The following is a 10,935-nucleotide window of genomic DNA, read 5'->3' as shown; positions in this document are numbered from 1 at the left end:
GGGTGACCCTAGAAAACGACGCCCAGGCCCAACGACAGGACCAGGTCCGTACCCTGGCCCGAATAACCGCCGTAACCCAGCACCTGGCCGAAACTAACGTCGTAGCTCGCCTTGACCGGCACGAAGAGGTCCTCGGTGAGGAACACTTCGGCGCCCAGGGCGAGGCAGGCGCAGGGGCAGGGCTGAAATATCCGCCCGTAGTCGTAATCCCGGCCGCCCACGGTCTCCCGGGCCCGCAGCCACTCCACCCCCAGGCCGAGACAGCACCAGAACCGCACGGTCCCCCCCTCGTCCATCCGGACCCCGGCGAACCCCAGGGCCGAAACCGAGTGAGCCTCGGCCTCCTCGACCCGGTTCGGCTCCTCCCCCGTGCCCACGTAGCCCCCCGTGTCGTAGGTCCCGTACTTGACCGTCAGCCCCCAGATGGAGAGCCCCAGGCGCAGGGTGAGCTCGACCTCGCAGCCCAGGGAGGGCCCGAACATGGTGCGGTCCGGGTCGCCGGGCAGGGCGACCCAGTCGCCCACGGCCAGCATGGTGTCGGCGTAGAGCGCCAGGCACACCTCGGTGTCCGCGGCGGTCGCGCTCAACGCGGGGGCGAGCAGGAGTAGGAGGGCGGGGTTACGCATCCCCCAGCATCTCCTCGGTGACGTAACGCAGGTAGTGGGGGGCGCTTCCGTCGGTGACGAGGGGGTCGCAGGCGGTGCCGACGCCGGCGTTGCAGGAGACGGCCACGCCGGGTTCGGGATCGGCGGCCGAGGCGGTGAAGTCGAACTCCGTCCTCCCCGTCCGCCCCTGCCCCGGGGAGTAGGCCGCGGTGCAGCGCAGCGTCTGGCCGATGTCCACCCCCACGCGGGGGGTGGAGTCGCCGGGCGGGGTCCAGGGGAAATCCGCCCCGCCGATGGAGAGGTGGAGGTAGTAGGCGGTGTCGTTGTAGAGGGCCAGGGAGCCGTCGGTCGTCCCCGCGGCGTCGCTCTCGCACCGGACGCCCAGGGGGAGGATGGCGAGGATGGGCAGCAGAAGCCGGAGGGAGCGGCGCATGGATTAGAGGTAGAGGCCGACGCCGACCGCGACGACCAGGTCCTGCCCGTGGCCGGAGTAGTCGCCGTAGCCCTCCACCTGGTTCAGGCTGAAGTCGTAGCTCACCCGGACCGGCACGTAGAGCTCGTCCGACAGGCCGAACTCGAGCCCGACGGCGGGGCTGAAGGTGAGGACGGGGAGGAAGACATTATCGAAATCGAACACGACGCCGTTTAACTCCTCGTCGGCGATCATCCACTCCACGCCGACCCCCAGGCCCGCCCAGGGTTTTACACGGCCGTCGCCCAAATACAGCCCCACGGAAGCCAGGGCGGAGAGGCTCATGGCGTGCGCCGCCTCGATTTCACCGCTCCCGTCGCCCAGCCCCACGATGCCGCCGGTGTCGTAGGTGCACATCCGGCCCACGACGCCGTAAAAGACGCGCCCCGGGTTCCAGCCCGCCTCCAGCTCCACGCCGACCAGGGGGCCGAACATGGTCCGGTCGGCGTCTATGGGGTGGGCCTTCCAGTCGCCGACGGCGAGCGCCGTGTTGACGGAAAGGGCGATTCTGAAGAGGGATTCGGACCGGGCGGAGGCCTCCGGCTCGTCGGCGGTGGGGCGGTACACGTCGGCCGCCGAGGCGGCGGTGACCATCAACGCTATGACGAGGTATGCGATCGTTCTCATTCCACCTGCACCCCCCGGAGGTTGACGTCGTAAACGGTGACGACGTCGTCGGAGCCGTAGGATGAGGTCGGCTCGCAGGTGAGCTGTCCGCTTTCGTTGCAGCCCAGGCCCCCCGTGGTCCCGCCGCCGCCGGTGTAATCGAAGGTGTACCAGCCGGAGACGCCCTGCCCCGGTGAGTAGGTCACCCGGCAGGTGACCCGTTCGCCCACGGACATGAGGGAGCGCCCGCTGGTCTCGCCGGGCGGGAGGTAGGGGAAGCTGTCGGAGCCTATCTGGACGTGGATGTAGTAGTAGGTGCCGTTGGTGACGGCCAGGCTGGCCTCCCCGCTCTCGGAGTCGGATTCGCAGCGGACCCCCAGCGGGAGGGCCAAGAGCACGGCCGCCACGACCCAGAGTGAATACCGGCGCATGGTTACCGCCCTTTTCTCGGGTGTCCGCCCCCGCCCGTCGGTCCGGGATGCGTCGGCGGTTCCCCCGATCCATTCTTAACCATCTAACTATACACTAAAAATTCAATTTTCCCCGAGCCCGCTGGCCGGCCGGTTACGCGGCGATTGAGGCGGCGGCTTTCGGGCAATTTTCCCCGAGCCCGCGGGGGAGTTCCTCCACCAGGGTCTCGCCCACCGCGGCGCACTCAGCGCTCCGGGTAGGTGTAGGAGAGGCTCAGGCGGTACAGGACCCGGTCCCAGCCGGAGGCGAGGTAGACGCCGTCGTCCGTCACGGCGATGAGATTCACGTTGCGGAAGTCCACCACGCCGGCGCCGCCCCAGGTTCCCGCGACCCGCTGGCGGGCGTCGAAGACCGTCAGCCCCGAGCGCGCGTCCACCACGTAGAGCCAGCCGAGGGCGTCGGTGTCCAGGGCCTTGGGGTCGGGGAGCATCCGGGCGCCGACCTCGAACACCGACCCGTCGGGCCGCAGGCCCCGTATCGGCTCGAAGCTCGCGAGGTAGTAGAGCGTGCCGTCGGGGGACGCGGCGAGGGCGTTGAGCTTGCCCGCGTCCAGCTCCCGGACCTCGACCACGTCGCCCGCGGGCCCCAGCTCGAGCGCGGGGTAGGTCACCAGGTCCCAGCCCGAGGAGTAGCTGAACACGACGGCCCACAGGCTGCCGTCGCCCCCGGCGACGAGCAGGTCCGGGCTGATCCCCTCGGCGAAGATTTCCGGCTCGTCGGCCCCGGCGGCCAAACGGAGCACCACGCCCTCCCAGGAATTGGCCAGGTAAACCTCGTCCCCCAGGCGGGCGACGGGACCGGACACCCCCGTCTCGACGAGGAGCTCGGGACCGTTCTCGAGCTTCAGCGGGAGGAGGTGGAGCCGCCCGTCGTCATCGCAGAGGACGACGCCCGAGTAGGACGCGTCCAGGCCCACCGGGGTGTAGTCCAACTCCAGGCTCTCCTCCAATTTCAATTCGACTCCTTCGGGTCCGGGCGGGTGAACCGGTCCGGGGAGGGGGACGGGCATGGCCGCCGCGCCGCCGAACCCCAGGACGCCGAAGGAGACCACGGTGCCGCGGGCGAAGCCCAGCCTCTCGTAAGTCCCCCCGTCCAGCGCCCGCACCCGGTCGGTGGGCGAATATTCCAGGCCCTCCGCCGGCGGGGAGAGGGAGACCAGGGACAGGTGGTCGCCCCGGACCTCCTCCACCCGGCCCGCCCCGACCACGGTCGCCGTCACCCCCAGAATCTCGCCGGTGTCGGGGTGGATCAGCGGCTCGCCGTAGCGGTAGATCCAGCAATAATCGTTGAATTGAACGCCGTCGCCCGCGCCGAGGGCCGTCTGGGCGGTGGACCACTTCTCGTCCAGTGAAATCACGGGCCCCGAGGTGGGCAGGTTTATCGCGAGCTCCCCGGCCATGCGCGCGGCCGTCGTCCGGGCGCCGTCGGCGCTCTCCGCCGGGGCGGCGGGGCCCTCGTAGCGTTTTCCGCTGTAGGGGTCGAGGACCAGGCCGGAAATCTCCACCCCGCCCCCCGCGGCCTCGACGGTCAGGGCGGCGGCGTAGTCACACCCCAGCGCCGCGGCCAACTGCGCGAGCTGGGCGTCGCTCGAGGGGTCTATGACGGTGTTGATGCTGGTCACCTCGTCGCGGGGCGCGGGGTTCAACCCGGCGTCGGTCAGCCCCTCATCGAATCCGGCCCGGGCGGCCTCCACGAGACGGTAGTCGCTGGAGCCGGGGACATCGAGCCAGACGGCGATGCGCCCGGCGGCGGCCAGGGCGCCGGCGGCGATGATCAGCAGAACCGGGACGAGCTTCCTCATGCGACCCCCTTCACCAAATTGGCGCAGTATAGACCATTTATTCCCCCGCCGCAAGGGCGGTGTCCACCATGACGGTATGCTATACTGTCCTAGATTTCCCTGCGCGCGGCGGCCCGCAGAGGACTCGTCCTACGGGGCCGCCCTACATTTGATTTCCCTGCATGCGGCGGCCCGTGGAGGACTCGTCCTACGGGTCCGCCCTACATTTTTCGTTGAAGCGGGAACGCCGGAGTTGTCCGTAACGTTTCCCGACGGGCGCGGGCGGACGGAGGGTTCACGTGATCAATGTGGAAGTGATGTTGCCGGGCGCGGAGCCCGTGGCGCTCGAGGTGGAACGGGGCACGCCGATCCAGCGGGTGCTCGTGGGCCTGCCCGCCCCGGAGCCCCCCTGGCTCATGGCCTTCAGCGACCACCACGCGCGCGACCTGCGCGAGCCGCTGGAGAAGGGCTGCCGGCTGAGCCCGCGCAACATCGCCGATCACGAGGGCATCCGGGCCTTCCGCCGCGGGGTGCGCCTGCTCCTGATCCGGGCGGCGGCGGAGCTCTTCCCCGAAACCTACGTGTACATTGACCACTCCCTCTCCGGCGGGTTCTTCGGCGAGCTGCGCCGCGCCGACGCGTCGGACTGTTCGGTGCCCGTCACGCCGGACATGGTGGAGGAGCTGAAGCGGCGGATGGACGAGCTGGTGGCGACGGACGAGGAGATAGTCCGGGAGGTGATGCCCCGGAAGGCGGTCATCGCCGAGCTCCGGGCGAAGGGGGACGCGACCAAGGTCCAGCTCCTGGAGCACTACCCCCGCGACGAGATCGTGGTCTACCGCTTCGGAGGCGTGCTGGACAGCTTCTACGGGCCGGTGGCGCCCCGGTCGGGCCTGTTGAAACCCTTCGGGCTGGTGTACTACCCGCCGGGATTCGTCCTGCGCTTCCCCACCTCCGCCAGGCCCGACGCCCTGGCCCCCTTCACCGAGCAGCGCAAGCTCTTCCACATCTTCCACGAGTTCTCGGACTGGATCAAGGTCCTGGGGGCGGAGACGGTGGGCGGCCTCAACCGGGTCATCGCCGAGGGCGACGCCAAGGAGCTGGTCCTCTTGTCCGAGGCGCTGCACGAGAAGAAAGTGGCCGAGATTGCCGACGAAATCTGCTCGCGCAGCCCCGTGCCCCGGCTGATTCTGGTCGCCGGGCCCAGCTCCAGCGGCAAGACCACCTTCACCCAGCGGCTGACGCTGCAGCTCACCATCAACGGGCATCGGCCGGTGGCGGTGGGAGTGGACGACTACTTCATCCCCCGGGAACGGACCCCCCTGGACGAGGAGGGGCGTCCCGACTTCGAGCGGCTCGAGGCCATAGACGTCGGGGCGCTGAACGGCGACCTGTCGGCCCTCATGCGCGGCGAGGAGATCCACCCGCCCCGCTTCGATTTCAAGGCTGGGCGGAGCGCCCGGCTCGCCGAGACCCTGCGTGTGGGACCCGAGACACCTTTAATCGTGGAGGGCATCCACGCCCTGAACGACGCGCTGACGCCGGAAATCCCGGCGGCGGAGAAGTTCAAGGTGTACGTGAGCTGCCTGACCCAGCTCAACATAGACAACCACAACCGGGTGCCCACCACGGACACGCGGCTCGTCCGGCGGCTGGTGCGGGACGCGCGCTTCCGGGGGTACGACGCCCTGGAGACGCTGCGGCGCTGGCATCAGGTGCGGCGCGGGGAGGACCGCTACATCTTCCCCTTCCAGGAGACCGCCGACGTGATGTTCAACTCCGCCCTCGTCTACGAGCTTTCGGTGCTGGGGAAGTACGCCCGTCCGCTCCTGGAGCGTGTGCCCGAGGGGGAGCCGGAGGGGGCCGAGGCCGAGCGGCTCCTCCAGTTCATCGCCTTTTTCCTGGACCTGCCGGATAAGATGGTCCCTTCGACGTCACTGTTGCGGGAGTTCATCGGGGGGAGTGATTTCCGCCGGGAGTAGGGGGTTTGGGTTGGCCGTGCGGTTTGTCGTGGGGCGGTCGCCGTGAGGGGGCCCGCGCCTCGCAGATTGCGATGACGTAGGGGCGGGGCTCCTGACCCGCCCGTTTTTCATTCAAATGAAGCCCTCACCCCGGTCCCGTCGGCGCGCCGCTCCCACGGGGAGAGGGGGAATGCGGGCCGCCGCGTTTACATTCCCTACCCCGACCCTCAGCCCAGCCCGTAGGCGCGCCTCTCCCACGGGGAGAGGGAGAATGCGGCAGTTCGCGGGCCGACCTAAAGGTCGGCCCCTACGAGGAAGGTGCGCGATTCACACTTTACCCGTAGGGGCGGGTCTCCTGACCCGCCCGTTTTTCATTCAAATGCAGCCCTCACCCCGGCCCTCTCCCACCGGGAGAGGGGGCCGCTTAACCCCCCTCCCCGGTCCGTAAGCGCGTTTCCCTCAAGGGGGGAGGGGACCGGCCGTCCGATAAAAGTCATACGGTCGTGTGACGATCCCGGTCCTGGACCGGGATTTGTCATATGTAGACTCGATTATTCAATGTTCGAATGATGAGAAGGAGGTCGCTCGGTTCATGGAGCGCTCACACGAAATGTATACCGGAACCTCCCCGGTGTATGACGCGCCTAGTGGTAGTACCGCTCGAGCTTGATCAGCCGGCCCAGGACGCGCGCCTCGCCGTGCTGCTCGTCGGTGAGCGGGATGGGCGCTATCTTCGGGTTCGACCCCACCATCCACATCACGCCGCCCACACGGCGGATGCGCTTGAGGGTGACGTTGCTCTGGTTCAACAGAATAGCGTAGATGTCCTGCTCGTTCATGTGCTCCGGGTCCGTGTCGGGGTCTATGAGGACGAGGTCGCCGGAGATGATGCCGTCGCCGAGCATGGAGTCGCCCTGGACGCGCAGAAAGTAGCAGTTGTCGGGGGTGCCCCGGGGGACGTGGGTGGCGACGGGCAGGGCCTCTTCACCCTCGGCCTCGAAGGGTGCTCCGGCGGCGATTTCGCCCAGGAGGGGGAAGCGCCGGATCTCGTAGCCGGGGAGCGCGGCGGTGGCCTGGGCGGCTCTCTGCAGGAGCTCCGTGACGGTCAGCTTCGAGAGCTCGTCGTGGTTGGTGGGTTTGCGCCCGGTGAAAAGCTCCTCCTCGGTGATGCCGAGCGCCTGGGCCAGGAGGGTTCCGTAGCGCGAGCTCGGCCGGTGTCCGCGGTTTTCCCAGTTGTCTATGTACTGGGGCGGGACGCCGACGAGGCGGGAGAGCTCGGCGGGTCGCAGGTTGAGCGCCGTGCGGAGCCTTTTTATGCGGGCGCCGAGGGTTTCCATCTTTTTTCCTCCCCGGTGCTTGACAGCGACCTATGATTGTAATATGATTATCTGTAGACTCTTTTTGTCAACCCCATGATGATTATAATATGCATTTTTACAAATGTCAAGCACCCGTACCGTCATCGTTTTAAAAAAGGAGGTCCCGTGCAGTTCGACATCTCGCAGCTCGATCCCGACGAGCGCCTGCAGGGCATGCTGCGGCTCTATCCCCACGCCCTCGCCCGCCTCCTGCACCCCCACCCCCAGCGGATTTCCTCACCCCGGTCCCGCCGGTCGGGGGACACACAGCGTTCCCTGGAGGAGTGGCTCTCGGTGAAGCTCGAGGTGGAGGAGCTTCTGTCCCGGCTGCCGCACCGTGAGAGGAGGGCGGTGGCGCTCTACTATCTCGCGGGCTACGCCCAGCGCGAGGCGGCGGAAACGCTCGGCGTCAGCCAGCCCCGCCTGGCGGCCATCCTGTCCAGGGCCCGCCGCCGCCTGGTCCGCCGTCTGGCGGGCGCCCCGGGACCCGACGGGTAGCGGTTTCAGGGCGTATGATGATTATATGATGCATCTGTTATAATCGGCCCCCCACAATCCGTAATAAGGGGTGAGAGGGGAAACCCAACACACCCACCCGAATCGGATAAACACCCAACCGCCGAGCCGCCCCATGTTCAAGCTCCCCGCCGACGTCTGGCCGCTCTCCCGCATCGAGAACGCCGTGGAGGAGGAGAACGACGGTCTCCCCTCCCCCGAGGCGCGCCGACGGGCGCGGGAGATTTTCCTCTTCATGCTCCGCGACGCAGACCGCTGGTTCTCCTCGGGCCGGCGCCTCAACCGCATCCGCGCCTACCTCACGGGCCGCCCGGACGCATGACGCATCTATGAACGCCCCCGACGACAGCTGTGCCTCCTCGCCGCGCGCGACCGTGGCCGGACTTCTGGAAAAGCTCATCGAACGGGCCGAGCGCGAAATCCTCGACGGCAAGCTCACCGTCGCAAAGCCCCGTGACCTCCTCGAAGCGGCGCGCATGCTCCTCGAGCTGGACGGCTCCGCGGCTGAGGGGCCCTCCGACGACGTCGGCCTGGGAATCGCCCTGCGTCTGCGCTCCGAGCTCGGGGCCGGTGAGGACGAACCGTAGGCCGGACGGCCCCTTCAAAGAGAAGCACTTGGAAGCGGACGTCTGGCACCAACTGCGGGGACTGCCCCCGAAGAGCCAGCGGCCGCTCCTGCGCCGGATCCTCCTCCGCGACCCCTGGCTTCTCCTCGTGAGCTGCCTCTACCCCGACCGGCGCTTCGAGCCCTTCCACCGCGAGTGGCTCCGCCTGGTCGCCCGTGAGCCCCGGACGCTCATCCTGGCGCCGCGGGGCTTTTTCAAGACCACCGTGGTCACCGTGGGTTTTCTAGCCCACCGGGCGCTCTTCGACCCCGAGGGGGCCTACCTGGTCGCCTCGGAAACCGGCCGCCAGGCCCGGCTGATTCTGGCCGAGCTGGCCTCGGTTCTCGCGCGCGACGAGGTAGCGTGGCTCTTCGACGGCCCGCCCGTCCTGCGGTTCACGCGGGATTCGATTTACTTGAAGCGCCGCGGGCGGCGGAAAGAGCCGACCCTGGCCGCCGTCGGGAGCGGACAGGGACTGGTGGGTCGCCACCACGACGGCGTCGTCGCCGACGACCTCGTCGCTCAGCGCACCTCGGCCACCCAGCGTGTCCGGGAACGGCTCCGCGACTGGTTTTCCAACATCCTCGCCCCCACGCTCCTGCCGGGGGCCTTTCTGCACCTCGTCGGCACCCGGCACCACCCCCTGGACCTCTACGGCGCGGCGCTGGCCCGGGGCGTGCCGGTCAACGGGACCGGCCGCTCGGCAATCCTGCCCGACGGCTCGCCGCTGCTGCCCGACCGCTGGCCCCTGGAAAAATTGGAGGAGCGACGGCGTGAGATGGGGCCGGTGGCCTTCGCCCTGCAATATTTAAACGACCCGAGCCTCGCCTCGGGGACCTTTTTTCGCCCCGAGTGGCTCCGCCGACGCACCGGCGGCCCGCCCCCTTCCGTGGCTACGGTCGTCGGCGTGGACCTGGCCCTGGGCGGCGGCGATTTCTGCGCCATCGTCGTCCTGGGCGTCGCGTCCGACGGCGACTGGCACGTCCTCGAGGCGACGCGGTTCCGGCTGGATTTCGCCGCCCAGCTCGAAACCATCGTCGAGATGAACCGGCGCCACCGGCCCGTGGTGGTGGGCGTCGAGTCCGTGGCCTATCAGCTCGCCGTGGTCCAGGAGCTGCGCAAGCGGCGCGTTCCCGTGGTCGCCATGAAGCCCCGGGGCGGGAAGGATTTGCGCGCCAGCGGCCCGGCCGCCTGGCTGTCCGGGGGGAGGCTCTGGCTCCCGCCGGAACCGGGCCCCCTGGAGGAGGAGCTTCTGGCCTTCCCCCACGGGAGCCACGACGACCTGGTGGACGCCCTGGGCTACGCCTGCGAGTTGGCCGCGGGGAGGGGGTTCGTCACCCAACCCCCCTCCCTGGCCGATCAGAGTTTCGGGTTCGGCGACGACCCCCTCGCCGCCGCCCTTGGATTGGATTAACCCCCCGGGAGGACCCTTGCCCCTCTTCCGCCGCAAGGTGAAGAAGCTGGCCGCCCCGCGGATGGGCCGGCCGCGTTCCGTCAATATCCGTCCTACTCCCATGTCCTCGGGTTCGCCGAGCCTGGCTATACTGCGGCGGATGCGCCGCCACGGCCTGGTGGCCGCCTGCCTGAACGTCATCAAGGGCCCCATCATCAGCGCCGAGTGGGACGTGAAGGACCCGGACGAGGGTTTGGCCAGGGAGCTGGCCGAGCAGCTCCGCCCCCTCTGGCGACGCCTTATGAGCCAGGCGCTCACCTCGTTGGACTTCGGCTACGCCGGGTTCGAGCTCGTCTACGACGCCGAGGACGGGGTGCGCCTGATCGAGACCCGCGCCCTGGACCCCGGGACCATCGAGGCGCTTCTGGATGATGAAGGTCGGGTTGCCGGATTGAGATGGCGAGGCGCCGACGGCACCGTGGACCTCGACGCGGAAAAGTCCCTCTGGCTGGTACACGCCGGGGAGTTCGGCGACCCCTGGGGCGAGAGCCACCTCACCCCGGCCTGGCCCTTCTGGCAGGCGCTCACCTACGCCGTGGTCTACGGCAACCGCTGGCTGGAGCGGCACGCCCTGCCGCCAGCCGTCGTGCGCTACCCCGCCGAGCTCACCGTGGACAGCGAGGGGAAGTCTGCACCGGCGAACGAAACTCGTGCCCTCGAGCTCGCCAAGCGGATCAACTCCGAGCACCCCGCCGTGGCCCTGCCCCAGCCCGTCGAGACCGGGCAGCCCGGCTGGGAGATCGAGCTGCTCCAGGGTGCGGCCGACGTCGGCCCCCTCCTGGACTGGGTCGGCTACCTCTCCCGCATGCTCGTCACGAGCCTCTTCGTCCCCGAGAAGGCGCTGTATCAGGACGGCGACCGGGGCAGCCTGGCCCTCGTCTCCGAGCAGGTGAACACGTTCCTTCTGACCCTGGACGGCATCGCCCGGGAGCTGGCGGAGCAGATTTCGACGGGTCTCCTGGAGCCGCTGGCCGGGCTCATCGGTCGCCCCGGGGCGAGGCCGAGCCTGGTCATCGCCACACTGTCTGGCTCCCACAGGACGCTCTACAAGGAGCTCCTGGTCGAGCTCATCCGTCGCGGGGAAATAAACCTCGCCGTGGAGCAGATA

At 68.8% G+C, this 10,935-nt stretch carries 12 protein-coding genes; 6 read left to right on the top strand and 6 right to left on the bottom strand.

The annotated features are described in order from the left end of the window. Positions 1-8 precede the first annotated feature (8 nt). From VM054_09765 to VM054_09745, 5 genes are all read right to left on the bottom strand, one after another. Entirely contained in the window at positions 9-626 is a 618-nt protein-coding gene (locus tag VM054_09765) for a hypothetical protein (GenBank protein ID HUT99346.1), read from the bottom strand. Next, on the bottom strand, positions 619-1,038 hold the full coding sequence (locus VM054_09760; GenBank protein ID HUT99345.1) for a hypothetical protein: 420 nt from the start codon (positions 1,036-1,038) through the stop codon (positions 619-621). Before VM054_09760 ends, VM054_09765 begins: the two co-directional genes overlap by 8 nt. Positions 1,039-1,041: 3 nt before the next feature. Then, a complete protein-coding gene (locus tag VM054_09755) occupies positions 1,042-1,704 on the bottom strand; it encodes a hypothetical protein (GenBank protein ID HUT99344.1) in 663 nt (220 codons plus the stop codon). Beyond that, positions 1,701-2,114 carry a hypothetical protein gene (locus tag VM054_09750; protein HUT99343.1) on the bottom strand — a complete coding sequence of 138 codons (414 nt, stop codon included), beginning with the start codon at positions 2,112-2,114 and terminating at the stop codon, positions 1,701-1,703. Before VM054_09750 ends, VM054_09755 begins: the two co-directional genes overlap by 4 nt. A gap of 224 nt (positions 2,115-2,338) precedes the next feature. Next, the gene (locus tag VM054_09745; GenBank protein HUT99342.1) at positions 2,339-3,955 is read right to left on the bottom strand and encodes a hypothetical protein; all 1,617 of its coding nucleotides are present in this window, start codon (positions 3,953-3,955) and stop codon (positions 2,339-2,341) included. Positions 3,956-4,233: 278 nt separating this feature from the next. On the opposite strand from VM054_09745, the gene VM054_09740 reads away from it, so the two are divergent. After that, positions 4,234-5,916 (top strand): nucleoside kinase, encoded by a 1,683-nt coding sequence (locus VM054_09740; protein HUT99341.1) that lies wholly within the window; start codon positions 4,234-4,236, stop codon positions 5,914-5,916. Positions 5,917-6,539: 623 nt separating this feature from the next. On the opposite strand, the gene VM054_09735 is transcribed toward VM054_09740, so the two are convergent. Further along, the gene (locus VM054_09735; protein HUT99340.1) at positions 6,540-7,232 is read right to left on the bottom strand and encodes a S24 family peptidase; all 693 of its coding nucleotides are present in this window, start codon (positions 7,230-7,232) and stop codon (positions 6,540-6,542) included. 147 nt (positions 7,233-7,379) lie between these two features. Here VM054_09735 and VM054_09730 point away from each other — a divergent pair, with 147 nt between their 5' ends. From VM054_09730 to VM054_09710, 5 genes are all read left to right on the top strand, one after another. After that, positions 7,380-7,751 carry a sigma-70 family RNA polymerase sigma factor gene (locus tag VM054_09730; GenBank protein HUT99339.1) on the top strand — a complete coding sequence of 124 codons (372 nt, stop codon included), beginning with the start codon at positions 7,380-7,382 and terminating at the stop codon, positions 7,749-7,751. 133 nt (positions 7,752-7,884) lie between these two features. Next, the gene (locus VM054_09725; GenBank protein ID HUT99338.1) at positions 7,885-8,091 is read left to right on the top strand and encodes a hypothetical protein; all 207 of its coding nucleotides are present in this window, start codon (positions 7,885-7,887) and stop codon (positions 8,089-8,091) included. Positions 8,092-8,143: 52 nt separating this feature from the next. After that, positions 8,144-8,356 (top strand): hypothetical protein, encoded by a 213-nt coding sequence (locus tag VM054_09720; protein ID HUT99337.1) that lies wholly within the window; start codon positions 8,144-8,146, stop codon positions 8,354-8,356. A 28-nt stretch (positions 8,357-8,384) separates the two neighbouring features. Beyond that, positions 8,385-9,788, top strand: a complete 1,404-nt coding sequence (locus VM054_09715; GenBank protein HUT99336.1) for a hypothetical protein — start codon at positions 8,385-8,387, stop codon at positions 9,786-9,788. A 16-nt stretch (positions 9,789-9,804) separates the two neighbouring features. Beyond that, positions 9,805-10,935: hypothetical protein (locus VM054_09710; protein ID HUT99335.1), on the top strand; the 1,131-nt coding region annotated here is incomplete at its 3' end.

It is taken from the genome of bacterium, assembly GCA_035528375.1.
In the GTDB taxonomy this organism is placed as follows: domain Bacteria; phylum RBG-13-66-14; class RBG-13-66-14; order RBG-13-66-14; family RBG-13-66-14; genus RBG-13-66-14.
The sequence above is the reverse complement of the archived record's forward strand: the minus strand, read 5'-3'. Positions and strand labels throughout refer to the sequence as shown.

Coding starts and splice junctions, on each gene's coding strand:
- VM054_09765 (HUT99346.1), bottom strand. CDS start 626: ATGCGTAACCCCGCCCTCCTACTCCTGCTCGCCCCCGCGTTGAGCGCG.
- VM054_09760 (HUT99345.1), bottom strand. CDS start 1,038: ATGCGCCGCTCCCTCCGGCTTCTGCTGCCCATCCTCGCCATCCTCCCC.
- VM054_09755 (HUT99344.1), bottom strand. CDS start 1,704: ATGAGAACGATCGCATACCTCGTCATAGCGTTGATGGTCACCGCCGCC.
- VM054_09750 (HUT99343.1), bottom strand. CDS start 2,114: ATGCGCCGGTATTCACTCTGGGTCGTGGCGGCCGTGCTCTTGGCCCTC.
- VM054_09745 (HUT99342.1), bottom strand. CDS start 3,955: ATGAGGAAGCTCGTCCCGGTTCTGCTGATCATCGCCGCCGGCGCCCTG.
- VM054_09735 (HUT99340.1), bottom strand. CDS start 7,232: ATGGAAACCCTCGGCGCCCGCATAAAAAGGCTCCGCACGGCGCTCAAC.
- VM054_09725 (HUT99338.1), top strand. CDS start 7,885: ATGTTCAAGCTCCCCGCCGACGTCTGGCCGCTCTCCCGCATCGAGAAC.